Origin of the sequence: Cupriavidus sp. Agwp_2 (assembly GCF_040784895.1) — a bacterium.
Classification (GTDB): Bacteria; Pseudomonadota; Gammaproteobacteria; order Burkholderiales; family Burkholderiaceae; genus Cupriavidus.
Genome location: NZ_CP088083.1, coordinates 2,726,962 through 2,751,400 on the forward strand (window position 1 = coordinate 2,726,962; position 24,439 = coordinate 2,751,400).

Annotated in this window: 24 protein-coding genes; 17 read left to right on the plus strand and 7 right to left on the minus strand. The window is 68.4% G+C overall.

Going from position 1 to position 24,439, the window contains the following annotated elements; all coding sequences use genetic code 11:
* Nucleotides 1-22 precede the first annotated feature (22 nt).
* Nucleotides 23-2,287, minus strand: a complete 2,265-nt coding sequence (katG, locus tag LPA45_RS12775) for a catalase/peroxidase HPI (protein WP_317920115.1) — start codon at nt 2,285-2,287, stop codon at nt 23-25.
* 348 nt (nt 2,288-2,635) lie between these two features.
* Nucleotides 2,636-3,520 (minus strand): LysR substrate-binding domain-containing protein, encoded by an 885-nt coding sequence (locus LPA45_RS12780; protein ID WP_116320833.1) that lies wholly within the window; start codon nt 3,518-3,520, stop codon nt 2,636-2,638.
* Nucleotides 3,521-3,677: 157 nt separating this feature from the next.
* Between LPA45_RS12780 and LPA45_RS12785 the strand changes: the two genes are divergently transcribed.
* From LPA45_RS12785 to LPA45_RS12800, 4 genes are all read left to right on the plus strand, one after another.
* Nucleotides 3,678-4,655 carry a tripartite tricarboxylate transporter substrate binding protein gene (locus LPA45_RS12785; protein ID WP_317920114.1) on the plus strand — a complete coding sequence of 326 codons (978 nt, stop codon included), beginning with the start codon at nt 3,678-3,680 and terminating at the stop codon, nt 4,653-4,655.
* 71 nt (nt 4,656-4,726) lie between these two features.
* Nucleotides 4,727-6,352: a gamma-glutamyltransferase gene (gene ggt / locus LPA45_RS12790; RefSeq protein ID WP_317920113.1), complete on the plus strand. Its 1,626-nt coding sequence runs from the start codon at nt 4,727-4,729 to the stop codon at nt 6,350-6,352.
* 170 nt (nt 6,353-6,522) lie between these two features.
* The gene (locus tag LPA45_RS12795; RefSeq protein WP_317920112.1) at nt 6,523-7,383 is read left to right on the plus strand and encodes a PhzF family phenazine biosynthesis protein; all 861 of its coding nucleotides are present in this window, start codon (nt 6,523-6,525) and stop codon (nt 7,381-7,383) included.
* Between the two features lie 76 nt (nt 7,384-7,459).
* Nucleotides 7,460-8,077 carry a pyridoxamine 5'-phosphate oxidase family protein gene (locus tag LPA45_RS12800; RefSeq protein ID WP_317920111.1) on the plus strand — a complete coding sequence of 206 codons (618 nt, stop codon included), beginning with the start codon at nt 7,460-7,462 and terminating at the stop codon, nt 8,075-8,077.
* 3 nt (nt 8,078-8,080) lie between these two features.
* Here the strand turns inward: LPA45_RS12800 and LPA45_RS12805 are convergent, their stop codons facing one another.
* Nucleotides 8,081-9,517 carry a CoA transferase gene (locus LPA45_RS12805; protein WP_317920117.1) on the minus strand — a complete coding sequence of 479 codons (1,437 nt, stop codon included), beginning with the start codon at nt 9,515-9,517 and terminating at the stop codon, nt 8,081-8,083.
* A 256-nt stretch (nt 9,518-9,773) separates the two neighbouring features.
* Here LPA45_RS12805 and LPA45_RS12810 point away from each other — a divergent pair, with 256 nt between their 5' ends.
* The 7 genes from LPA45_RS12810 to LPA45_RS12840 all read left to right on the plus strand — a co-directional run bounded on the left by LPA45_RS12810 (nt 9,774) and on the right by LPA45_RS12840 (nt 14,332).
* Nucleotides 9,774-11,531, plus strand: a complete 1,758-nt coding sequence (locus tag LPA45_RS12810) for a glutamine--tRNA ligase/YqeY domain fusion protein (RefSeq protein ID WP_116320827.1) — start codon at nt 9,774-9,776, stop codon at nt 11,529-11,531.
* On the plus strand, nt 11,531-11,767 hold the full coding sequence (locus tag LPA45_RS12815) for an RNA-binding S4 domain-containing protein (protein ID WP_116320826.1): 237 nt from the start codon (nt 11,531-11,533) through the stop codon (nt 11,765-11,767). Before LPA45_RS12810 ends, LPA45_RS12815 begins: the two co-directional genes overlap by 1 nt.
* Nucleotides 11,768-11,840: 73 nt before the next feature.
* Complete coding sequence (locus tag LPA45_RS12820; RefSeq protein WP_116320825.1) at nt 11,841-12,224, plus strand: MAPEG family protein; 384 nt, start codon at nt 11,841-11,843, stop codon at nt 12,222-12,224.
* Between the two features lie 3 nt (nt 12,225-12,227).
* Nucleotides 12,228-12,827 carry a YceI family protein gene (locus tag LPA45_RS12825; RefSeq protein WP_367394578.1) on the plus strand — a complete coding sequence of 200 codons (600 nt, stop codon included), beginning with the start codon at nt 12,228-12,230 and terminating at the stop codon, nt 12,825-12,827.
* Between the two features lie 102 nt (nt 12,828-12,929).
* Nucleotides 12,930-13,238, plus strand: coding sequence for a hypothetical protein (locus LPA45_RS12830; RefSeq protein WP_116320823.1), 309 nt, complete (start codon nt 12,930-12,932; stop codon nt 13,236-13,238).
* A 136-nt stretch (nt 13,239-13,374) separates the two neighbouring features.
* Complete coding sequence (locus tag LPA45_RS12835; RefSeq protein ID WP_116320822.1) at nt 13,375-13,923, plus strand: YaeQ family protein; 549 nt, start codon at nt 13,375-13,377, stop codon at nt 13,921-13,923.
* A gap of 61 nt (nt 13,924-13,984) precedes the next feature.
* A complete protein-coding gene (locus LPA45_RS12840) occupies nt 13,985-14,332 on the plus strand; it encodes an FKBP-type peptidyl-prolyl cis-trans isomerase (RefSeq protein ID WP_116320821.1) in 348 nt (115 codons plus the stop codon).
* A gap of 72 nt (nt 14,333-14,404) precedes the next feature.
* Here LPA45_RS12840 and LPA45_RS12845 read toward each other — a convergent pair whose 3' ends face one another.
* Nucleotides 14,405-14,725, minus strand: coding sequence for a hypothetical protein (locus LPA45_RS12845; protein WP_116320820.1), 321 nt, complete (start codon nt 14,723-14,725; stop codon nt 14,405-14,407).
* A gap of 267 nt (nt 14,726-14,992) precedes the next feature.
* On the opposite strand from LPA45_RS12845, the gene LPA45_RS12850 reads away from it, so the two are divergent.
* A complete protein-coding gene (locus LPA45_RS12850) occupies nt 14,993-15,748 on the plus strand; it encodes a gamma-glutamylcyclotransferase (RefSeq protein ID WP_317924911.1) in 756 nt (251 codons plus the stop codon).
* A gap of 15 nt (nt 15,749-15,763) precedes the next feature.
* Entirely contained in the window at nt 15,764-16,564 is an 801-nt protein-coding gene (locus tag LPA45_RS12855) for an ankyrin repeat domain-containing protein (RefSeq protein WP_116320818.1), read from the plus strand.
* Nucleotides 16,565-16,632: 68 nt separating this feature from the next.
* Here LPA45_RS12855 and LPA45_RS12860 read toward each other — a convergent pair whose 3' ends face one another.
* Complete coding sequence (locus LPA45_RS12860) at nt 16,633-18,348, minus strand: long-chain fatty acid--CoA ligase (protein ID WP_317924913.1); 1,716 nt, start codon at nt 18,346-18,348, stop codon at nt 16,633-16,635.
* 189 nt (nt 18,349-18,537) lie between these two features.
* On the opposite strand from LPA45_RS12860, the gene trxA reads away from it, so the two are divergent.
* Both trxA and LPA45_RS12870 read left to right on the plus strand, forming a co-directional pair.
* Nucleotides 18,538-19,383, plus strand: coding sequence for a thioredoxin (gene trxA, locus LPA45_RS12865; protein WP_317924914.1), 846 nt, complete (start codon nt 18,538-18,540; stop codon nt 19,381-19,383).
* A gap of 17 nt (nt 19,384-19,400) precedes the next feature.
* Nucleotides 19,401-19,778, plus strand: a complete 378-nt coding sequence (locus tag LPA45_RS12870; protein WP_317924915.1) for a cupin domain-containing protein — start codon at nt 19,401-19,403, stop codon at nt 19,776-19,778.
* A 44-nt stretch (nt 19,779-19,822) separates the two neighbouring features.
* Here LPA45_RS12870 and LPA45_RS12875 read toward each other — a convergent pair whose 3' ends face one another.
* Nucleotides 19,823-20,263: a bacteriohemerythrin gene (locus LPA45_RS12875; RefSeq protein WP_317924916.1), complete on the minus strand. Its 441-nt coding sequence runs from the start codon at nt 20,261-20,263 to the stop codon at nt 19,823-19,825.
* 133 nt (nt 20,264-20,396) lie between these two features.
* Here LPA45_RS12875 and LPA45_RS12880 point away from each other — a divergent pair, with 133 nt between their 5' ends.
* On the plus strand, nt 20,397-20,975 hold the full coding sequence (locus tag LPA45_RS12880) for an ATP-binding protein (protein ID WP_317924917.1): 579 nt from the start codon (nt 20,397-20,399) through the stop codon (nt 20,973-20,975).
* Nucleotides 20,976-20,988: 13 nt separating this feature from the next.
* Here LPA45_RS12880 and tcdA read toward each other — a convergent pair whose 3' ends face one another.
* Nucleotides 20,989-21,858, minus strand: a complete 870-nt coding sequence (gene tcdA, locus LPA45_RS12885) for a tRNA cyclic N6-threonylcarbamoyladenosine(37) synthase TcdA (protein WP_317924918.1) — start codon at nt 21,856-21,858, stop codon at nt 20,989-20,991.
* Between the two features lie 204 nt (nt 21,859-22,062).
* Here tcdA and LPA45_RS12890 point away from each other — a divergent pair, with 204 nt between their 5' ends.
* Complete coding sequence (locus LPA45_RS12890; protein WP_317924920.1) at nt 22,063-24,396, plus strand: AsmA family protein; 2,334 nt, start codon at nt 22,063-22,065, stop codon at nt 24,394-24,396.
* Nucleotides 24,397-24,439: the final 43 nt, after the last annotated feature.

A 24,439-nucleotide genomic window follows, 5' to 3' on the forward strand; every position in this document is an offset into this window, starting at 1 on the left:
GCTGCCGCTCAGGCAGCAGGCGTCAATCCAGCAGGTCGAAGCGGTCCAGGTTCATCACCTTGGTCCAGGCCGCGACGAAGTCCCTGACGAATTTATCCTGCGCATCCTCGCTGGCATAGACCTCGCAAAGCGCCCGCAACTGCGAGTGCGAACCGAACACCAGGTCGACACGCGTGCCGGTCCACTTCTTCGCTCCGGTCTTCCGGTCGCGCCCTTCGAACAGCTCGCGCGCGTCTGACTGCGGCTTCCATTCCAGACCCATGTCGAGCAGGTTGCGGAAGTAGTCGTTGGTCAGCGTTTCCGGCCGGTCGGTGAGGACGCCATGCGCATCGGGGCCGGTATGCACGTTCAGCACGCGCAGGCCGCCGATCAGTACCGTCATCTCGGGCACGGTCAGTGTCAGCAGTTGCGCCTTGTCGATCAGCAGGTGCTCCGGCGGGATGCTGTACTTCGCCTTGACGAAGTTGCGGAAGCCGTCCGCCTTCGGCTCCAGCGATGCCATCGCCTCGACGTCGGTCTGTTCCTGCGATGCATCCGTGCGGCCCGGCGAGAACGGCACGGTGACCTTGTGGCCCGCCTTCTGCGCCGCCTGCTCGACGGCCGCGCCGCCGGCCAGCACGATCAGGTCCGCCAGCGAGATCTTCTTGCCGCCGGACTGCGCGCCGTTGAACTCGGCCTGGATGCCTTCAAGCGCCTTGAGCACCTTGCCCAGTTGTTCGGGCTCATTCGCGGCCCAGTCCTTTTGCGGCGCCAGCCGGATGCGGGCGCCATTGGCGCCGCCCCGCTTGTCCGAACCGCGGAAGCTCGATGCCGACGCCCAGGCGGTCTGCACCAGCTGCGATAGCGGCAGGCCCGAAGCCAGCACCTTCTGCTTCAGCGCGGCGACATCCTGGTCGCCGACCAGCGGATGGTCGGCCTCCGGCACCGGGTCCTGCCAGAGCAGGTCTTCCTTCGGGACTTCCGGGCCCAGGTAGCGCGCGCGCGGGCCCATGTCGCGGTGGGTCAGCTTGAACCAGGCGCGGGCAAAGGCATCGGTAAGCTGGTCGGGATGTTCCAGGAAGCGCCGCGAGATCTTCTCGTACTCGGGGTCGAAACGCAGCGACAGGTCCGTGGTCAGCATCGTCGGCCGCAGCTTCTTCGACGGATCGAACGCATGCGGGATGGTTTCGCCACCATCCTTGGCCACCCACTGGTTGGCGCCGGCGGGACTCTTGGTCGGTTCCCAGTCATGGCCGAACAGGTTTTCCAGGTAGCTGTTGCCCCATTTCGTTGGCGTCTTGCTCCAGGTCACCTCCAGCCCGCTGGTGATGGTATCGGCGCCCCTGCCGGTGCCGAAGCTGCTCGACCAGCCCAGGCCCTGCAATTCGAGATCCGCGCCTTCAGGTTCGGCCCCGACGTTGTCCGCCGGTCCGGCACCGTGGGTCTTGCCGAAGGCATGCCCGCCGGCGATCAGCGCGACGGTTTCTTCGTCGTTCATGGCCATGCGCGCGAAGGTCTCGCGGATATCGTGCGCCGCGGCAAGCGGGTCCGGGTTGCCCTCCGGGCCTTCCGGATTCACGTAGATCAGGCCCATCTGCACGGCGGCCAGCGGGTTTTCAAGGTGGCGGCCGTGGTCGGTGCGGCTGGCTTCGGCGCCATGCATGTCCTCGTCGGCAACCAGCACGCCGGCGTCGTCGTACTTGCCCGCGGCACCCTTGCCATAGCGCACGTCACCGCCGAGCCAGGTCTTTTCATCGCCCCAGTACACATCGCCGTCAGGTTCCCAGGTGTCTTCGCGGCCACCACCGAAGCCGAAGGTCTTGAAGCCCATGGTCTCCAGCGCGACGTTGCCGGTCAGCACCAGCAGGTCGGCCCACGAGATGTTCTGGCCGTACTTCTGCTTGATCGGCCATAGCAGGCGGCGCGCCTTGTCCAGGCTGACGTTGTCCGGCCAGCTGTTGAGCGGCGCGAAACGCTGCTGGCCGCGCCCTGCGCCGCCGCGGCCGTCGCCGATGCGATAGGTGCCGGCGGCGTGCCAGGCCATGCGGATGAACAGCGGGCCATAGTGGCCGAAGTCCGCCGGCCACCAGTCCTGCGAGTCGGTCATCAGCGCCGCCAAATCCTTCTTCACCGCGGCCAGGTCCAGGTCCTTGAACGCTTTACGGTAATTGAAGTCCGTGCCCAGCGGGTTGGACTTGCCCGAATGCTGGGAGAGCAGGTCCAGCCGCAACTGCCTCGGCCACCACTCGCGATTGGTCGTACCGCCGCCGGCGGTATGCGTGAAGGGACACTTTGCTTCGTTAGACATACGTTCTCTCCTTGTGGGGACGTACCGAACACGCATGCAGCGTTATCGCCAGCGTTCGCTCGTTTGCTCGTCTGCTCGATTGCTCGTTTCTTGTCTGACTTCGACGATCCCGCTCCGGCACTTGCGCCGGATCTTTCTGCATCGCAACACGGCTGGATACCGCCGGTGCGCGGACGCATGCGGGCGCGCAACGGCATGACGATCCGGGCGCGCCCAGGGCGAAGCCGCGCTTGTCTGAGTTCCGCGGCGGTGTCCGCAACCAAAATATATGCACAGCAAGGCCTGAGGAGAATGCGATTCTGTCTATCTGGCCGATAGATCGCGCTTATAGCTCCAGGACGACCTCCTTCAGGCGCCAAACAGCTCGCTGCACGCCGCTCGCACCGCTGCCGTTACCTGGCCGCGCCCGTGGTCGCGCCGCTCCAGCATGCCGATGTGGCGCATGACCGGCTCGCCGTGGACCAGCAGTGGCAGGATCCGCAGCGCCTCGTCGTCGTGCCAGCGCGCGCGCCGCAGCAGCGGCACCACGGTCACACCGACTTCCTGGCGCACCAGCTCGACCAGCGCCTCGATGGCGTTCAGTTCCAGGAACTCGTTGACCTTCAGGTGCGCGCGGCGCAGCGCGCGCTCGACCAGCACGCCGGTGCGCTGGCTGCGGTCGAAGCGCAGGTAGGGGTTCTGGGCCAGCGCCTCGCGCGCATCATGGCCGGGGCTGCCGCGTGCCGCGATCGCCACCAGCGGCTCCTGGTACAACGGCGTCCAGCGCAGCGTGCCGGGCACGCGCGTGGCGCCTTCGACCAGGATCGCCGCGTCGAGCTCGCCGGCCTCGACCTGTGCCGCCAGTTCGATCGACTTGGCGCCGACCAGGCGCACATCGAGCGCGGGGTAGGTGCGCTTCATGCGCGCCACCGCGTGCGACAGGCCGCCCATCACCGACACCACCGCGCCCACGGCCACGGCACCGGCCATGGCCTGGTCCGAGGCCAGCGGCAGGCGCATCTCGTCGTACAGCGCGAGCAGGCGCCGGGCCTGCGGCAACAGCGCGCGGCCATCGGCATTGAGCACCGCGACGCGGCCGTTGCGGTCGAACAATTCGCGCCGCAACTCGGTTTCCAGCGCGCGCATCTGCAGGCTGACGGCGGCCTGGGTCAGTGCCACCTGGCCGGCGGCCGCGGCGAAGGAGCCTTGTTCGGCCACGGTGACGAAGGTACGGATGAATCGGATAGTGCTCATCGGTGCAAGTGCAGAAGGGTTGCGAGGGTTCGCCGATACTTAAGATTTTCTTGTGACATCGGCAAGAAATATTAGCTTTCTTTGTGAACGGCGCCACGGAATAATTAAGCCGGCTCATCAATCCTTGCCCGCCTTTCGCCTGACTCCGGAGACAAGCATGAAATCCTGGCTGCGCCTCGCCGGCATCGCCGCTGCCTGCGGCATGTGCCTGGCCGCCACGCCCGCACTGGCCGACAACTTTCCCAGCAAGCCGATCCGCCTGATCGTGCCGTTCCCGGCCAGCGGCGCGACCGATTTGCTGGCCCGCGCCATTGCGCAGAAAGTGGGCGCCAACATGGGCCAGCAGATCGTGGTCGACAACCGCCCGGGCGCCGGCGGCGCGATCGGTTCGGACATGGCGGCCAAGGCCGCGCCGGACGGCTACACGCTGCTGATCGCGACCACCAGCACGCACTCGATCGGCCCGTACATCAACACCCGCCTGCCGTACAACACCGACACCGACTTCACCCCGGTCGGCCAGGTGGCGATCGCCACCAATGTGCTGGTGGTGCCGAACAGCCTGCCGGCGAAGAACGTGCGCGAGCTGGTCGACTACGCCAAGAAGCACCCCGGCGAGCTCAACTACGCCTCCAGCGGCAATGGCACCGTGGTGCACCTGACCGCCGAGGCCTTCAAGGCGCAGGCCGGCGTGTTCATCACCCATATCCCGTACCGCGGCACAGCGCTGGCCGTGCCAGACCTGATTTCGGGCAAGGTGCAGGTGCTGTTCGACAGCATCGTCTCAGGCCTGCCGCACGTGAAGGACGGCAAGCTCAAGGCGCTGGCAGTGACCAGCGCGAAGCGCTCGCCACTGGCACCGGAGATCCCGACGGCCAGCGAGTCGGGGCTGCCCGGCTTTGAGTCCGATACCTGGTTCGGCATCTACGGACCCAAGGGCATGCCGGCGGACATCGTCAACCGGCTGAATGCCGAATTCAACAAGGCAATCCAGTCGCCGGAAGTCAAGGAACGCCTGGGCAAGCTGGGCGCCGAGCCGGTCGGCGGCACGCCGGCGCAGTTCGCCGCCATGGTGAAGAAGGACAGCGCCCGCTGGGGCAAGCTGATCAAGGATCGCAAGATCACGGCAGAATAACGGCGCGGCGAGTGCCAACGCGGCCGGCGCCGACAACCGGCCGGCCGCCTCCTGAAACGACAGACAAAGCCATGCAGAACTTCAACTGGACCAACCCCTACCCCTCCGTGCGCATCCCGCTGTTTGCGCGCAACGTGGTGTCCACCTCGCACCCGCTGGCCGCGCAGGCCGGCCTGCGCATGCTGCTCAAGGGCGGCAACGCCGTCGACGCGGCCATCGCCGCGGCGGCCGCGATCACCATCGTCGAGCCGGTATCGTGCGGCCTGGGCAGCGATGCCTTCGCCATCCTGTGGGACGGCAAGGAACTGCATGGGCTGAACTCCTCCGGCGTGGCCCCGGCCGCCTGGAACCCGGAGTATTTCAAGAACAAGTACGGCACCGATGCCAACGGCCTGGCCAACCGCCCGATCCGGGGCTGGGACTCGGTCACGGTGCCCGGCGTGATCGCCGGCTGGGCGGCAATGCACGAGCGCTTCGGCAAGCTGCCCTTCGCCGACCTGATGGAGCCGGCGATCGAGATCGCCGAGCGCGGCTACGCCGTGCCGCCGGTGGTGGCGCACAAGTGGGCCGCCGCGGTGCCCGAGCTGAAGGACCAACCCGGCTATGCCGAGACCTTCATGCCCAACGGCCGCGCGCCGCTGGTCGGCGAGAAGTTCACCATGAAGGCCGCCGCCGAGACGCTGCGCAAGATCGGCGAGACCCAGGGCCGCGCCTACTACGAAGGCGAGATCGCCGAGAAGATCGCCGCCTTCAGCAAGCAGTGCGGCGGCGCGATGACGCTGGACGACCTGCGCAACTACCGTCCCGACTGGGTCAAGCCGATCAGCCAGGCCTACCGCGGCTACGAGCTGCACGAGATCCCGCCCAATGGCCAGGGCATTGCCGCGCTGGTGGCGCTGGGCATCCTCGGCCAGTTCGACATGGCCTCGATCCCGGTGGACTCGGTCGATTCGCAGCACCTGCAGATCGAAGCAATGAAGCTGGCCTTCGCCGACCTGTACCGCTACGTGGCCGATCCCCGCAGCATGGAGGTCACGCCCGAGCAGATGCTGGACGACGCCTACCTCAAGTCGCGCGCCAAGCTGATCGACATGCAGCGCGCCACGCATTTCAACTTCGGCATGCCCAAGGTGGGCGGCACCATCTACCTGACCGCCGCCGACGAGAACGGCATGATGGTCTCGTTCATCCAGTCGAACTACATGGGCTTCGGCTCGGGCGTGGTGGTGCCGGGCACCGGCATCAGCCTGCAGAACCGCGGGGTGGGCTTCTCGATGGATCCCAAGTCCGCCAACGCGGTGGCCGGCGGCAAGCGCCCGTTCCACACCATCATCCCGGCCTTCCTGACCAAGGGTGGCCACCCGGTGATGAGCTTCGGCGTGATGGGCGGCGACATGCAGCCGCAGGGCCATCTGCAGACGGTGGTGCGCATGCTGGACTACAACCAGCAGCCGCAGGCCGCGTGCTGCGCGCCGCGCTGGAAGGTCAACCGCGATTTCACGCTGGACGTGGAGGGCACCATGGACCCGGCCACGGTCGAAGGGCTGAAGGCACGCGGGCACCAGTTGAAGTCGGTGGAAGACCCGTACATGGACTTTGGTTCGGGACAGTTCATCTGGCGCCTGTCGGACGATCCGGAGCAAGGGTACGTGGCGGCCAGCGACAGCAGGCGCGACGGGCAGGCGGTAGGCTTCTGAGCCACGCCGGCCTGAACTGCCAAAGCCATGCAAAACGCCCCGAACGGGGCGTTCTTGCTTTCCGCCCCCCCATCCCGCAACTGGCCCGCTCGCGATCGCAGCAACTGTGCATGGCGCGGGCGCCACGGCTCCGTACACTGGTTCCCCGACAAGCCTCCGGAGCCTGCACCATGCCCACCTACGCCTTCCGCCTGCTCAACGTCTTCGCCGAATCCACCTTCGGCGGCAATCCCCTGTGCGTGTTCGAAGACGCGCGCGGCATGGACGAGGCCACCATGCAGGCGCTGGCGCTGCAGTTCAACCTGTCGGAAACCACCTTTGTCCTGCCGTCGGACAACGCCAGCGCGCGCGTGCGCATCTTCACGCCCGGCTATGAGATGCGTTTTGCCGGCCACCCCACGCTGGGCACCGCGCACGTGGTGCGCGAACTGGCTGGCACCAGCGACACGCTGACGCTGGAATTTCTCGCCGGCGTGGTCCCGGTGACGGCGCAGGGCGATGTCTGGACCTTCACCGCGCCCCACAGCGGCATGCCGAAGACCGCCCCGGCCAGCCTGCCCGATGCCGAGATGGCAAGCCTGCTCGGCCTGCAGGAAAGCGACCTGCTGGTTTCGCCGATGTGGGTCGACACCGGCGCCGACCAGCTGCTGGTGGCCGTGCGCAGCACCGATGCCGTGCGCCGCGCCAACCCCGACAGCGCGCGCCTCGACATCTGGCCGCAGAGCAGCCTGGGCCGCAAGACCGCCTACGTGTTCGCCTTCGATCCCGAGCAGCCTGGCCGCGTGCTGTCGCGCTACTTCTTCACCAAGCAGGGCGGCGGCGTCGCCGAGGACCCCGGCACGGGCTCGGCCTGCGCCAATCTCGGAGGCTGGTTGCTGGCCACCAGCCGCGCGCTGCCGGCCGAATACGCCATCGACCAGGGCGAGGCCGTCGGCCGCCCGTGCCAGCTGCGCTTGTCGGTCGACACCGGCGGCGACATCCGCGTGGGCGGGCGCGTGCTCGAGATCGGCCGCGGCACCGTGACACTCTGAGCGCACAGAGCGTCACGATGCCGCCCCGCCGGCTGCGCTACATTGTGGGCTTGCCCGCCAACCGCCCCGATCCGCCATGACCTCGCACGCCATCACCTCCCTGGCCGAACTGGAAGCGCTCTACGCCCAGCCCGCGGCGCCGTCGCTGTCAAAGGAAGTCGACTACCTGCACCCACACTACCGCGCCTTTATCGAGGCCGCACCGTTGTGCCTGCTGTCGACGGTCGCCGACGGCTGGGCCGAATGCTCGCCGCGCGGCGACACGCCCGGCTTCGTGCAGGTGCTGGACGAACGCACGCTGCTGCTGCCCGACCGGCGCGGCAACAACCGCATCGACAGCCTGCGCAATATCGTGGCCGATCCGCGCGTGGGCCTGCTGTTCGTGATCCCCGGCGTCAACGAGACCATCCGCGTCAACGGCACCGCGCAGATCAGCGTCGACCCGGCGCTGATCGCGCGCTGCGTGGTTGACGGCAAGGCGCCGACCACGGTGCTGGTGATCACGGTGCAGTCGATATTCTTCCAGTGCGCCCGCGCGCTGATCCGCTCGCGCCTGTGGGCCACGGATGCGCAGGTCGCGCGGCAGACGCTGCCGAGCAATGGCGAGATCCTGGCCACGCTGAGCCAGAACGCCATCGACGGCGCCGCCTATGACCGCGACCTGCCCGAGCGGCAGCGCAACACGCTCTACTAGCTGCTAGCGCGGCAGCCACACCGGCGCATGCGTGCCGAGCGGCTCGGACGGCAGCGTCCAGCGCGCCGGCGTCTCGGACAGCTGCGCGGCGTGGCGCACCACGGTCAGCATGCCAAAGCCGGATGGCACCGCTTCAAGCAGGTCGGCGACATCGTCGATCTTCTGCTCGGGCGCCTTCAGCCCCTCCGGCACCCGCCCCTGCCCGCGCAGCCACTGTCCCACCTGCGCCAGCGACACGCGCACGTGCCAGCTGCCGCCTTCCACCGCGCGCCGCTGCAGCGCGGCCATCGCGCCGAATGCCAGCAGGTAGCCCGCGGCGTGGTCAAGCACTTGCGCCGGCAGCGGCCGCGGCGTGTCGCTGCCGGCCGCCCCGGCCTCCGCATGGTTGAAGCCGGTGGCGGTCTGCACCAGCGAATCGAAGCCGCGCTTGTGCGCCCACGGCCCGACGTGGCCATACGCGCTCAGCGACACATAGACGATGCCCGGCCGCGCCCGCGCCGCTGCCTCGGGGCCGACGCCCAGTTCCGCCAGGCCACCGGGGCGGTAGCCCTGCACCATCACGTCGGCGCCGTGCAGCAGCTTGTGCAGCGTGCGCTTGTCGTCGGGATCACGCAGGTCGAGCTGGCAACTGCGCTTGCCGCGGCCGGTGTCGATCACCAGCGGCGCGATCGACGGCAGGTGCGCGGCGGTCACCAGCAACACGTCTGCGCCATGCGCGGCCAGCGTGCGCCCCGCCACCGGGCCGGCGATGATGCGGGTGAAGTCGAGCACGCGCACGCCCGACAGCGGCTGCGCGTCGGCGGACGCCGCCGGCGGCAAGGGCATCGGCGGCGCCTCGCCGATGCGCTCCAGCGTCACCGGCGGCAGGCCGCGCAACGCCGCGGCCTGCGGGTGCTGGTCCCATTCGTCGAAGCTGCGCAGCGCGGCGACCACCAGGCCGGCGTCGGAGGCGGCGGTTTCGAAAGTTTCGGCTTCCCACTTTTCCAGCGCCGCCTGCACCGCGGCCTTTTCATAGGCGCAGCCCAGCAGCCGCAGCACGCCGTCGCGGTGATGCGGGAAGTTGGTGTGCAGCCGGACCCAGCGGCCGTCGCCGCAGCGGTAGATGCCGGCGATCTTGTCCCACAACTCGGGCGCGGGGCCGCCGTCGACGCGCAGGTAGCGCTCGCTGCGGAACTCGGTGATGGCATGGCGCATGTCGACGCTGACTTCCTGCCAGCGGCCGGTGCGTCCCTGCCACAGCGCCGCCGCGGCGAGCGCCGAAGCGGCCAGGCTGGCCTGCGCCGCGGTGCCCACGGCAAAGCCTGAAGGCAGCACCGGCTCGGCGCCGTCCAGGCGCAGATGGGCCAGCGCCTCGGCCGGCAGCCCGGCATCGCGCCACAGCGCGCCGACAACATCGAGGGGCATGGGCGGCACTTGTGCCGCATCGGGGTGGGCGTTCATGGGCGTTCCTGCTGCGATGGACGACAGCCGGCCGCGGCCGGCACGGGTCTCCATGCTACTCCGACGCGTCACTTTCGGCGCGGTCAATCGGGACTGGCGACGGACAAGACCACAAATGAGCCGATGCTCACGGCGTGCGGCGCCGCCGGCACGGTAAAATCCCGGTATTGGCATTCCGCCACGCAATCTGACGATCCGACCGGCCAAGTATCGATCCCTACGTCGATCGATATCCGGCCGGCCAACCGGCGCCACCATGAGCCACGACAACAAGCCTACCGACAGCACCCCAGCCGCCTCCAACTTCCTGCGGAGCATCATCGACCAGGACCTCGCCGCCGGCACCTATGCCGGCCGCCAGGACAAGCAGGGCGAGCCGCTGCCGACCGTCATCACCCGCTTCCCGCCGGAGCCCAATGGCTACCTGCATATCGGCCATGCCAAGAGCATCTGCCTGAACTTCGGGCTGGCGCGCGACTACGGCGGCCGCTGCCACCTGCGCTTCGACGACACCAACCCGGTCAAGGAAGACACCGAATACGTCGATTCGATCATCGACGCCGTGCACTGGCTCGGTTTCTCCTGGGACAGCGAGGGCAAGGACGGCCAGAAGCAGCCGCACCTGTACTACGCCAGCGACTACTTCGACCAGCTCTACGCCTTTGCCGAGACCCTGATCGAGCGCGGCGCCGCCTATATCGACAGCCAGTCGGCCGAGCAGATCGCCGCCAGCCGCGGCAATTTCTCCGAGCCGGGCAAGCCGTCGCCCTACCGCGACCGGACCGTCGAAGAAAACCTGCAGCTGTTCCGCGACATGCGCGCCGGCAAGTACGGCGACGGCGAGCACGTGCTGCGCGCGAAGATCGACATGACCGCGCCCAACATCGTGATGCGCGACCCGGTGCTCTACCGCATTCGCCACGCCCATCACCACCGCACGGGCGACAAGTGGTGCATCTATCCGATGTACGACTTCACCCATTGCATCTCGGACGCGCTGGAGAATATCTCGCACTCGCTGTGCACGCTGGAGTTCGAGAACAACCGCCCGCTGTACGACTGGGTGCTGGAGCACCTGCGCGACGCCGGCGTGTTCGGCGACCCGCTGCCGCACCAGTATGAGTTCGCGCGCCTGAACCTGACCTACGCCATCACCAGCAAGCGCAGGCTCAAGCAACTGGTCGACGAGAACCGCGTCGACGGCTGGGACGATCCGCGCATGCCCACGCTGGTCGGCGTGCGCCGCCGCGGCTATACGCCGGAATCGATCCAGCTGTTCTGCGACCGCGTCGGCGTGGCCAAGGCCGACAGCTGGATCGACATGAGCACGCTCGAAGGCTCGGTGCGCGACGACCTGGACGGCCGGGCCGCCCGTGGCGTGGCCGTGCTGGACCCGCTCAAGCTGATCATCGACAACTACCCCGAAGGCCAGAGCGAGGAATGCTCGGCGCCGGTCCATCCGAAGAAACCGGAACTGGGCAAGCGTGTGTTCCCGCTGTCGCGCGAACTGTGGATCGAGCGCGAGGACTTCAACGAGACCCCGCCAAAGGGCTATTTCCGCCTGTTCCCGGGCAACAAGGTGCGCCTGAAGTACGGCTACGTGGTCGAGTGCACCGGCGTGGACAAGGACGCCGACGGCAAGGTCATCGCCGTGCATGCCAGCTACCTGCCCGACACCAAGAGCGGCACCCCGGGCGCAGACAGCGTCAAGGTCAAGGGCGTGATCCACTGGGTCAGCGCGGCGCACGGCTACGAGGCCGAGGTGCGCCTGTACGACCGCCTGTTCAACGACCCCAACCCGGATGCGGGCGGCAAGAACTTCCTGGACGCACTGAATCCGGATTCCAAGAAGGTGATCACCGCCTACCTGGAGCCGGGCCTGCGCGAGGCACAGCCGGAAGACCGCTTCCAGTTCGAGCGCCATGGCTACTTCGTGGCCGACCGCAATGATTCGCAGCCAGGCAAGCCGGTCTTCAACCGCATCGTCGGGTTGAAGGACAGCTGGGGCAAGTGATGGGCAAGGCAAGTTCGGTACAAACCATCACCTTCCCGCTCGAGGGCGAGTTCATCGCCCTCAACGACCTGCTCAAGCTGGCTGGCGTGTGCGACAGCGGCGGCGCCGGCAAGGCGCTGGTCGCCGCCGGCGAAGTCTCGGTGGACGGCGCGCCTGAATCGCGCAAGACTGCGAAGATTCGTGCCGGGCAGGTGGTGGGCCTGACGGGCATCGAGATCCGCGTGGTCGCCGCCTGACCGCGCTACCGGCCGCAGTGGCTGCCGCAGCCGCCGCGGCCGCTCCGGCACTGCAACGGAGAGGACGGGAACCATGCCGATCGCGTTCTGGTGCGTCTTGCTGGCCGGCGTGCTGCCGCTCGCCACGGTAGCCATTGCCAAGGCCAGCGGACCGGGTTTCGACAACCATGACCCGCGCGGCTGGCTCGACCGGCAATCCGGCCGGGCGCGGCGCGCCGACATGGCGCACCGCAACCACTTCGAGGCCTTTCCGTTCTTTGCCGCGGCGGTGCTCACCGCCAGCTATCTTCAGGCGCCGCAGGCGCGCATCGACGAACTGTCGATGGTCTTCATCCTCACCCGCATCCTCTACACCGTGTGCTACCTGACCGACCGGGCCACGCTGCGCACGCTGTGCTGGACCATCGGGTACCTGACGGTGGTGGGGATCTTCCTGCTGCCGGTGTTCGTGCACTGAGCCATGGCAACACGCGCCCCTCTCCTGGCCGCTGTTGCGATCGCGCTGCTAGGCAGCATCGGCGCCAGGGCCGCGCCGGTCGAGTACGTGCTCGACCCGGTCCACACCTCCGTCTATTTCGCCGCCAGCCATTTCGAGCGCAGTTCGGTGCGCGGGCGCTTCGGCAAGATCGACGGCCGCATCGTGTATGACGCCGACAGCGGCGCCGGCGCGGTCGACGTGACCGTCGACCTGGCCTCGGTCGACACCAACAACCGCACGCTCGACGGGGTGCTGCGCTCGGCACAGTTTTTCGATGTCGCGCAGTTTCCCCTGGCGCGGCTGCGCGCCGATCGCTTTATCAGCGACGGCGGCCGGCTCGTGGCGGTAGAGGGCGAGCTGAGCCTGCACGGCGTCACCCGCCCGGTCCGGCTGCAGGCCGAGCGTTTCCGCTGCGGCGAGGTTTCGCTGTTCGGTGTGGCGCGGCAGGTGTGTGGCGGCGACTTCCGCGTCGAAGTGCCGCGCAGTGCCTTCGGCATGACCCGTTTCCTGCCCGACGCGGGCGACATCGTGACGCTCCATGTGGCGGTCGAGGCATCGCCGGCGAGCAGCGCCCCGCGCTAGCCCGACGCGTTCACCTTCGGAACGGATTTCTCTTGTAGAATCAGCGCTTTGCCGAAATCCCTGCCACGCCCGCCGCGTGCGCGGCAACGCGAGACAGAGACCATGTTCGAGATCCATTCCGGCGACATCGTGGCGGCCGCCCTGGCCGCCGCTGGCGCCTGCCTGCTGTGCAGCATCCCCGGCGACTTCCTGCGCCGCTTCCCGCTGTGGGCGGTGCGTACCTATGGCCGCGGCGCCCTGCTGATGCCGTTCCTGGCCATGATGGTCGGAACGTGGCTGTTCCGCCTCGGTGTGGCCGGCCAGCTCGAGTCCGACGCCGGCCAGGCCTTGGTGGTGGCAGCCGGCTTCCTGAGCACGCTGCTGCTGTCGGCACTGCTGCGCTTCTACCTGAAGGAATACCGCAAGCGCTAAGCTCCCGGCCGGCGCCGAGTGCCGGCTGGCCCGCCTTGCCCCGCCTTCGCGCGTACGGCGGCGCCGCCGAATCGCGTATGATGCGGCCTTTCGCGCTCCGCGCCGCCGCGCCGGACGCAGCCGCACACTTCACCTCATGGCGCTCAAGTCCACCATCTTCAAAGCCGAACTGGCCGTCTCCGACATGGACCGGCCCTACTACGGCAGCCACGCCCTCACCATCGCCCAGCATCCGTCCGAGAACGACGCGCGCATGATGGTGCGCCTGCTCGCCTTTGCCTGCGAGGCCACCGAGACGCTGGCCTTTACCCGCGGTCTGGACGAGCCTGACGAGCCCGACCTGTGGGACAAGCGCCTGACCGGCGACATCGAACATTGGGTCGAGCTGGGCCAGCCCGACGAAGCGCGCCTGAAGCGCGCCGCCGCCCGCGCCGAGCGCGTGACCGTCTACACCTACAGTGGCGCCAGCGCGCGCGAGTGGTGGAAAGGCATGGCGGGCAAGGCCGGCAAGCTGCGCAACGTCACCGTCTACAATGTCCCGACGGAAGCGGTCGACGCGCTCGCGGCGCTGGCGCAGCGCGCGATGCGCCTGTCGGTGACGATCCAGGATGGCGACATCTGGGTCGCCGACGACGACCGCAACGTGCAACTGCAACTGGACGTGCTGCAGCGCGCCCAAGGCTGAGCGCAGCGCCCACGCTGCGCTCCCGATTCACCCCGTCTGTCCTCATCGGAAGGAAATCACCATGCAAACCACGCCCTCTGGCCTGCAATACGAAGACACCACCGTCGGTTCCGGCACCGAAGCCACCGCCGGCAAGCACGTCACCGTGCACTACACCGGCTGGCTGTACGAAAACGGCCAGGCCGGCCGCAAGTTCGATTCGAGCAAGGACCGCAACGACCCGTTCGTGTTCCCGCTGGGCGCCGGCCATGTGATCCGCGGCTGGGACGAAGGCGTGCAGGGCATGAAGGTCGGCGGCGTGCGTCGCCTGGTGATTCCGGCCGACCTCGGCTATGGTGCGCGCGGCGCCGGCGGCGTGATCCCGCCGAACGCGACGCTGCTGTTTGAAGTGGAACTGCTGGCGGTCTGATTGCCGCCGAGTCGCTCCCGCGCTGGCGGGAGCGGCATCGTGGGGCGCGCCGCGCGCGCCCCGGAACCCGACTCAGAACCCGATGGCGGCGTTGCCGACATCGACCCGGACCTTGTCGCGGTCCAGCAGCCGCGCCGCATGGCGCGCATAGTCCTGCGCCCAGGCAGGATCGCCGGAGAAGCGCGATTCTCCGGAAAACTTGGCGACATTCAGGATCTTGTCGATCACCAGCACCTTGCCAACCGGGCTCGACGCCTGGCAATCCAGCTCGGTGTACTCCCGGTCGAACCAGCGCCACGCCGCATCCTCGCTGACCGCGGCCAGCTCGTCCGCGCCGATCGTGAAGTCATATTCCTTGCCGCTTCCGAACACCACCGTAAGCGTACGCGCCATCGCAGGTTCCTCCTGGTCGGATTGAGGCTCCCATTGTAAAGACTGCCCGCCACCGCGGGCCAGCAAAACGCCCCGGGCTGACCGCGGACAAGCGTGCGCGGGCACGCATCGGTCCTGCTCCATGCCGGGTGGCAAGGCCGCCACGCGGCGGCAACCGTTGTCAGGCGCCCACACCGGCGCCGCAGACTCGGACATTTCCGGGAAAAACTGGCACTTATGTCATTTCCCCCACCTGCCCGGGACGCAGCTTTGATTTATGCTTGCAGCATGGCCATTACGCGACAGGACCTCGAATCCGACCGGCTGCGCACCTCGCTGTGCAGTACCCCGGTCGCGTCCTCGCTGTTGCCCGAACACGTGCTGGAGCAGTCCCTCTGCGACGCGCTGGCTTGCAAGCCCGACGATGCCGCGCTCGGCGGCGATGTCTGGGTGTTCGGCTATGGCTCCCTGATCTGGAACCCGATGGTGGTGCACACCGAGCGCCGGCGCGCGACCGTGCATGGCTACCATCGTGGCTTCTACCTCTACTCCCGCATCAACCGCGGCACCTGGGACAACCCGGGACTGGTGCTCGGCCTGGACCGCGGCGGCTGCTGCCACGGCATGGTGTTCCGCATCCCCAGCCACGTGGTCGAGCAGGAATTCCGCGTGCTGTGGCGCCGCGAGATGCTGACCGGCGCCTACCACCCACGCTGGCTGCGCATCCGCACCGGCGAGGGCGGCGAAAGCGGCGAGGGCCCGGAGCAACGCGCCCTGGCCTTCGTCATGAACCGCGCGCACGAGTCCTACGCCGGCCGGCTGCCGGACACCAGCGTGGTCGAACGGCTGCGCCACGCCGCCGGGCTGTATGGCCCGGCGCGCGAATACCTGCAGCAAACCCTGCTGGGGCTGGCCACCAACGGCGTCGACGATCCCTACCTGGGCCGGCTGTGGCGCCAGCTCCAGGCGGACGATGCCGCCGATGCCGAACGCGCTTGCGCAACGTCGCCCCTGGCGGCCAGCAACCCTCACGAAACCGTCTGAGCCAAGGAGCCCGCCATGACGCGCGCCGCCGCCCGCACCCGCAGACAGGCACTCAATGAGATGCTGGGCCTGATGGGCCTGCTGGTCGGGGGCAGCCTGCTGGCGGCGCAAGGCGGGCAGACGCTGGCGGCGCGCCCCGGCGCCGGTTCAGCCAGCCAGCCTGGCGCCGCCCGCGCCCCGCGCAGCACCGCGCACGTGCCGCTGCGCAGCGATGGCATCAGCGCACTCGACCGCAACCTGATCACCGCCGCCAGCATCGGCGACCAGGACATGGTGGCGCGCCTGCTGGCCGCGGGCGCCACCGCGCGCGCGGCCGATGAACGCGGGCGCAGCGCGTTGCTGGCCGCCGTGCAGACCCGCCACGTCGACGTCGCGCGGATGCTGATGCTGGCCGGCGCGGACGTGAACCACAAGGATGCCGACGCCAACAGCCCCTTCCTGCTGGCCGCCGCCAGTGGGCAGGCCGAGATTGTCCGGCTGGCGCTGGCGCACGGCGCGGACCTGGGCAGCACCGACCGCTACGATGGCACCGCGCTGATCGCCGCGAGCCAGCAAGGGCATGTGGAAGTGGTGAAGCTGCTGCTGAAAGCAGGTGTCGCCGTTGACCACGTCAACAACCTTGGCTGGACGGCACTGCTGGAAGCTGTGGTGCTGGGCGATGGCAGCACGCGCTACGAGGAAACAGTGCAGCTGCTGCTGGACGCCGGCGCGGACGCCAACCTGGCCGACCGCGAAGGCGTGACGCCGACGCGCCACGCCCGCGAGCGCGGGTACAAGACGATGGTGAAGATGTTGATGCGGGTGCGGGGGCATTGAGCCGACCTTGCCCCGCGCGGTTCCCTTTGCGATGGGAACCCGCCGCGGGCATAGGCCGGTAGCATGGATCAGGCCGCTGCGGGCTTCTGTTCCCCTGCATTCCGCGCGTTCTCGCTCTCCTGCAGCTGCCGCCACATCACCTTGCCGGTTCCCGACTTGGGCAGCGCCTCAACGAACTCCACCACCCGCGGATACTTGTACGCGGCCATGTTCTCCTTGGCCCATTCGATGACCTCGTCCGGCGTGGTCTTGCCCTTGGCATGGGCGCGCAGCACCACCACCGCCTTGACGGTCTCGCCGCGGTACGGATCGCGCGTGCCGATGATGCAGGCCTCCTGCACGTCGGGGTGCTTGTACAGCAGGTTCTCCACCTCGGCCGGCCACACCTTGAAGCCCGACGCATTGATCATGCGCTTGAGGCGGTCGGTGATGAAGTAATAGCCCTCCTCGTCCATGCGCCCGAGGTCGCCGGTGCGGAAGAAGCTCTTGCCCTCGAACTCGATAAAGGCCTCGCGGGTGGCATCTTCCTTCCCCCAGTAGCCCTTGAACACCTGCGGGCCGCTGACGATGATCTCGCCGATCTCGTTGGGTGGCAGTTCCTTGAGCGTGACCGGGTCGATCACGCGCGCATCGGTATTGAAGGTCGGCACGCCCAGGCACTGCAGCTTGGGCCGGTCCGACGGGTTGCTGTGCGTCGGCGCCATGGTCTCGGACAGGCCGTAGCCTTCCAGGTAGTGCAGCCCGAACTGCTCGCGCAGGCGCTCGGCCACGGCCTGCGGCATGGCCGCGCCGCCGCCGCCGATATAGCGCAGGCTCGACAGGTCGAACTGCGCCAGGTTGGGGCTGGCCAGGAAGTCGATCACCATGGTCGGGATATTGGTCCAGTGCGTGACCTGGTAGCGCGAGATCAGGCGGCCGGCCACCTCGCGGTCCCAGCGCGGCAGCATCACCACGGTGGCGCCACTGTAGATCGGGCCGTTCATGCCGTACTGCATGCCGGTGACGTGGAACAGCGGCAGCACCGACAGGATCACCGACTCGGCGCCCGAGCCAGACCAGGTCGCGCCGCCGACGATGTTGTGCATGACCGAGCGGTGCGTATGGATGCAACCCTTGGGGAAGCCGGTGGTGCCGGATGTGTATGGCATCACCGCCAGGTCGTCCGGGCCGGCGGTGTGCGGGCCGGGCTGCATGCCGGCGCCCAGCGCCTCGGGCCACGCGGTGGCGCCCGCGGGCAGCGGGTGCGGCGTGGTCAGCCAGGCCGGCGGCGCGTCTTCCGGGTGTTCATGGGCGGGCGGCAGCGCGTCGGCATACTGGGTCACGAGCAGGTGCTGCAGGCGCTCGGCCGGCGCCAGCTCGGCCTGTGCCTGCTCGACTCCGGCGGCCAGGTCGGCGGTGAAGATCGCCACGCGCGCCTGCGCATCGGTGACGTAGTGCTTGAATTCCTCGGCGCGGTTCATCGGGTTGACCGGCACCACCACCGCGTCGGCGCGCAGGATAGCGTAGTAGCTGATGATGAACTGCGGGCAGTTTTGCATGTACAGCAGCACCCGGTCGCCCTTCTTCACGCCCGCCTTCTGCTGCAGCCACCCGGCCAGCGCGGTGGCCTGCGCTTCGAGTTCGCGGAAGGTGACGGCGTTGCCGAAATAGCGGATCGCCGCCTTGTCGGCATAGCGGTGCGCCGACGCTTCCAGGTTGTACCAGAGCGACGTTTCAGGCAGAACGATGGCAGTCGGCAAGCGCTTTGGCCAGAACTGGAAATGCGGGCGGGCGGGGTTCTGCATGAAACGTCTCCTGTGCGTCGGTCTTGAGACCGGGTCTGTCGGTATGGTCAATGACTATAACTGAACGATCGTTCTATTTTCAACCGGTGACTTTCCCGAACGCCGGCAGGCGCCTGCAGCGCGCGGCCGTTGTATTTGGCGCCTTCGCCCTCACAATAGAGGGATACCCGCCTCTTTCCAGGATTTCCCATGAGCGACGTCACCCTGCAGAATTTCGAGACCGAAGTGATCGACGCCTCGCGCCAGGCGCCGGTGCTGGTCGACTTCTGGGCACCGTGGTGCGGCCCCTGCCGCACGCTGGGGCCGATGCTTGAACGGCTGGAGGCGGAAGCGGAAGGCCGCTGGAAGCTGGTCAAGGTCAATGTCGACGAGAACCAGGAACTGGCCGCGCACTTTGGCGTGCGCAGCATCCCCCATGTGGTGGCGATCGCCGACGGCCAGGCCGTGGACCAGTTCACCGGCGTGCTGCCGGAATCGGGGCTGCGCGAGTTCCTGGACCGGCTGGCGCCGGGCCAGGCCAGGTCGCCGCTGGACGAGGCACAGGAACTGGCCGCCGCCGGCAACCGCGACGGCGCCGAAACCCTCTTCGCTGAAGCCATCGCCCAGGAGCCGGACTCTGACGCCCCGCGGCTGGCCTATATCGGCTTCCTGCTGGACGGCAGCGCCGTCGACCGGGCCAAGGCAGAATTCGCGGCGCTGTCGGCCCGCGCCGAGCACGAAGATGGCTACGGCGCACTGCGCACGCGCATCGAAGCCATGGAAAGCGCCGCCGGGCTGCCCGATGAGGCCACCCTCACCGGCCGCATCGACGCCGATCCCCGCGACCTGGCGGCCCGGCTGGACCTGGCGCGGCTGATGATCGCGCGCCAGCAATACGAGCCGGCGCTGGAGCAATTGCTGGAAATCGTGCGCACCGACCGCGGCTTCGAAGACGATATCGGCCGCAAGACCATGCTGTCGGTATTCGAGATGCTGGCCGACCGGCCGGACGTGGTGTCGCGCTGGCGCCGGCAGCTCAGCACGTCGCTGAACTAAGCGGGGAGCCGATCGCCATGACCACGCCTCGCCTGATCGATTTCAGGTCCGTACCCGCCCCGACCCACGACCGCCCGCGGCCCGACCGGCTGGTGTCGGGCGACCCCGACCGCACCACCTGGACGCACTACAGCGCCGAACACGGCGATTTCGATTGCGGCATCTGGGCCTGCGAGCCCGGCGCGTGGCGCATCGCCTTCCCGGCGGGCAAGGAAGAGTTCTTCCATGTGATCAGCGGCCGCATCCGCATCAGCGACGAGTCCGGCGAGGCCAGCGAATTCGGCCCGGGCGACGCCTGCGTGATCCCGGCGGGGTTCACCGGCGTGTTCCAGGTGCTGGAGCCGGTGCGCAAGTATTTCGTGGTGATCGACCGCGACGCGGCGCGGCCAGCCTGAGCCCGGCGGGCTTCGGCGCGCTTCAAGCGCGCTTCAAGCGAGCTTCAGGCCGCCGCGGCCGGCCCTTCCACCAGCGTGAAGCCGTTCTCGCGCATATGTTCGACCATCATCGTGTCCATCGACTTGACGTGATGGTCGAACCAGCCTGACAGCTCGGCCACCAGCCGGCGCCCAAGCCCGAACTCGCAGTCGGTGTGGACCTTGTCCCGCACCGCCGCGGCCACGGCCAGCACCTGCTTGTGCTCGCCCGCGTGGCAATGGCGCGGGCCGAAGCCCATCGCCTCCATCCACTGTTCTTCCTGCGCGAAATGGTGACGCGTATGGTCGATCCACTCGTCCATCGCAGCCAGGAAACCGGCATCGTCCGCGCTGGCCACGGCGGCCAGCAGTTGCACGAACTCGGCGTGGGTGGCATCGGTGACCGGTTCGCCAAGATGGAGGTCTTCGGGCAGGCCGGCGGAGGAAAGCTGGTCGTTGGCATCCATGGGGAGCGGCGGCAATCGTGAGGAAACGGCAAGGATACCGAATCGCCGCGGCCCGGACCTGATCTCGCGCAAGCCGGGCGGGTATGCTGTGGGGTATGCGCCCCGCTCGCCACCTCTCTGGCCAACGCCCACCATGCCACGACTGATCTTCTTCTGCGGCCATGCCGGCACCGGCAAGACCACCCTCGCCCACCGCCTGATCGGCCCATTGATGCAGGCCACCGGGGAGCCCTTCTGCCTGCTCGACAAGGACACGCTGTACGGCCGCTACAGCGCCGCCGCCATGGCCGCCATCACCGGTGACCCCAACGACCGCGACAGCCCGGCCTACCTGGATAACCTGCGCGATCCTGAATACCAGGGGCTGCTCGACACCGCGCGCGAGAACCTGATGCTGGGTATCAGCGTGCTGGTGATCGGCCCGCTGTCACGCGAGATCCGCGCGCACCTGCTGAACGATCCGGAATGGCTGCAGGTGCCGCAAGGGACCACCGTCCGGATCGTCTGGGTGCACCTGCCGGAAGACGAGGCGCACGCGCGCATCATCCGGCGCGGCAATCCTAACGACGCCTACAAGCTGCAGCACTGGGATGCGTACCGCACGCGGCGCTTCATGCCGGGCGCGGACGAGTATCCGGAACTGATTTTCTTCGACAACCTGGCGCCGGGCGAGGCCGAGGTCGACGGTCTGCTGCGTGCCTTGAGCGCCTGAACGGAGGGCGGCTTCAGCCGCGCGCGAGCGCGCCGATCGCCGCCGACGCCGCCACGAAGCCGAACACCGCCGTCACCGCCACCGACGAGCCAAACCCGGCGCAGGCCAGCCCCTGCGGCCCGCCAGCAACCGGATGGCCGGCGTGCCCATCGTGCGGCGGCGCCTCGTCGATCTCGCAGGCCTGCTGCTCGGGTTCCGGATACTGCAGCGGCTCGTCGGAATAGACCGCTGCAATGCCGAACTTCTTCTTGGGATCGCGGGTAAAGCCCCACTGCTTGCGCAGCCCGGCGCGCACCTTGGACAACAGCGGATCCTGGATCGTCCGCGCCAGGTCGTCGATGCGCACGCGCGTGGGATCGAGCTGGCCGCCGGCGCCGCCGCAGGTGATCACCGGCACGCCCTGGCGCCGCGCCCAGCCCAGCATTTCGGTCTTGATGCGCACGGCGTCGATGGCGTCGATCACATAGTCGTAGCCGGCGCCGAGCAGCGCTGGCACGTTGTCGGTGGTGACGAAGTCGTCGACCTGCGTCACCCGGCAGCGCGGGTTGATGGCGACGATGCGCTCCGCCATGGCCTCCACCTTGGCGCGCCCGTAGGCGTCGCCCAGCGCGTGGATCTGCCGGTTGGTATTGGACAGCGCGATATGGTCGAGGTCGATCAGCGTGATGCGGCCGACCGCATTGCGCGCCAGCGCCTCGGCGGCCCAGCTGCCGACGCCGCCGATGCCGACCACGCACACGTGCGCCGCCTCCAGCCGTGCAAGTCCTGCGGCACCATAAAGCCGTGCCACCCCACCGAAGCGGCGGTGATAGTCGTCGTCGGCCGGGCTTTCGTGGATCAGCGGCTCGGGCAAGCCGGCCAGGTCGTGTGCGGCATCGTTCATGCTGAAGACTCGGATCGCTTGGGGTGGCGTAAAAACCGGCGCAAAAAGCCGGCATTATCCGGCGGCGATGTCAGCCAATCCCCGACAAAGACAGGAAGCGCGCAACTATACAATAGCAATGCAGTGGTCTGTTCGCCGCCCCACGCAATGCCTTTGCAGGCGGCCGGCGCCAGCGAAGCTGCCCGCCATAGAGGAGCCCGCCTCATGCCCGTGCGCCGCAAGGTCGTCCTGTGGAGTGTGCTGACACCGCTAGCGCTGATCGCGCTGCTGGTGGTCCTGATCCTGACCTTCGACTGGAACCGCCTCAAGCCCTGGCTCAATGACAAGGTGTCGGAGGCCATCGGCCGTCCCTTTGCGATCAATGGCGATCTCACCGTGACGTGGCGCCGCGGCGAGGGCGAGACGGGCTGGCACACGCTGGTCCCCTGGCCACGGCTGTCGGCACGCGACGTCACCATCGGCAACCCGGACTGGGCCAAGGAGCCCAACCTCGCCAGCGTACGCGAGCTGATCTTCGTGCTGCGCCCGATCCCGCTGCTGGCGCACCAGATTGCCGTGCCGACCATCGTCGTCGACAGCCCGGCAGTATGGCTGGAGCGCCTGGCCGACTCCCGCAACAACTGGACGCTCGAGTTCGGCCCCAAGAAAGGCCCGTCGAAATGGGAGCTGGATATCGGCGAGGTGGTGCTGGCGCGCGGCAACCTGGCGATGTCGGACCAGCTCAAGAAGATCGAACTGCAGGCCCAGCTCGATACCATCGGCGAAAACCCGCTGTATGAGAAGGCGCGCGACGGCGCGCTGATCGGGCCGCAGGCATCCGCGGTCCCGCCGGGCCCGCCAGCCAGTACTGTCGCCGCAGCCTCTGCCCCGGCCGCATCGGCACCTTCGGCCTCCGGGCCACCGGCCTCTGCCACCGCCGGCGCCGACCGCTACGGGCTGCGCTGGAAGGCCACCGGCCGCTACAACGACGCCACCATCAACGCCAGCGGCAAGGCCGGCACGGTGCTGAGCCTGCGCAATACCGACGTGCCCTTCCCGTTGCTGGCCGATGTGCGCGTCGGCACCACCCGCGCGGTCATTGAAGGCACGATCACCAATCCCGCGCACCTGGCCGCGGTCGACGTCCACCTGACACTGGCCGGCGACAGCATGGCCAGGCTGTACGCGCTTACCGGCGTAGTGCTGCCGTCGACCCCGCCGTATGAAACCCGCGGCCGGCTGATGGCCACGCTGCGCAAGGAGGGCTCGATCTACGAGTACCAGAAGTTCACCGGCCGCGTCGGCGGCAGCGACCTCTCCGGCACGCTGACCTTTACCAAGCGCGAGCCGCGCCCGCTGCTGGCCGGCACGCTGCTGTCGAACCAGCTGCGCTTCGTCGACCTGGCACCGCTGATCGGCGCCGATGCCAAGCCCGGGCGCCCGGCCAAGGACAGTGTCGTGCGGCAGCCGCCCGACAAGGCGCTGCCGGTGGCGCCGTTCCACACCGAACGCTGGGACAAGATCGACGCCGACGTGCGTTTCACCGGCAAGCGCATCATCCGCGACGCCGAGCTGCCGATCACCAACCTGGTCACCCACGTGAAGCTGCAGGATGGCGTGCTGCTGCTCGATCCGCTCAACTTCGGCGTGGCCGGCGGCAACCTGGTGTCGACCGTGCGCCTTGACGGCAAGCGCGAGCCGATGGGCGCGGTGCTCGACATGACCGCGCGCCACATGAAGCTCAAGCAGCTGTTCCCCACCGTCGACCTGATGCGCGCCAGCATCGGCGAACTCAATGGCAGCGCCAGGCTGTCGGCGACCGGCAATTCGGTCGGGGCGCTGCTGGGGTCGTCCAATGGCGAGGCCAAGCTGCTGGTCGAGAACGGCACCGTCAGCAAGTTCATCCTGGAAGCGATCGGCCTGAACGTGGGCAGCCTGGTGATCAACAAGCTGTTCGGCGACAAGCCGGTGCAGATCAACTGCGGCGTCAGCGACTTTGCCCTCACCAATGGCATCGCCCGCGCGCGCACCTTTGTGCTCGATACCGACGACGCCGTCATCACGACCACCGGCGGCATCGACCTGCGCAACGAGCGGCTGGCACTGACCATCCATCCGGATTCCAAGGGCCTGCGCATCTTTTCCCTGCGCTCGCCGCTGTACGTGGGCGGCACCATGAAGAAGCCGACCGTCAGCCCCGACATCGGCGTGCTGGCGCTGCGCGCCGGCGGCGCGCTGTCGCTGGCGCTGCTGGCGCCAGTCGCCACCGCGGTGCTGCCGCTGGTGGACCTGTCCTCCGGTGGCGACAAGACCCAATGCGCGGCACTGCTGGCCGACCTGCGCAAGCGTCCGGTCGCGCCACCTCCCGGCAAGACCTACAAGGATCCAAAGGCCGGCGGCACCGCGGGCATGACCGCCGGCAGGCCGATTCCGCCGGAAACCCCCGGCACTGCTGCGCAAGCCGAGGCGCAGGCCGGCCAGCCCGCACGCCCTGCCGAGCGCGAAGCACGCAAGCCGCAGCGCCCGAGCAACGACGCCACGCTGTACCAGGGCGGCTGAGCCGACGCAGGGCTGCGGCGCCTGCCACAGCCCGCGTCGGCCA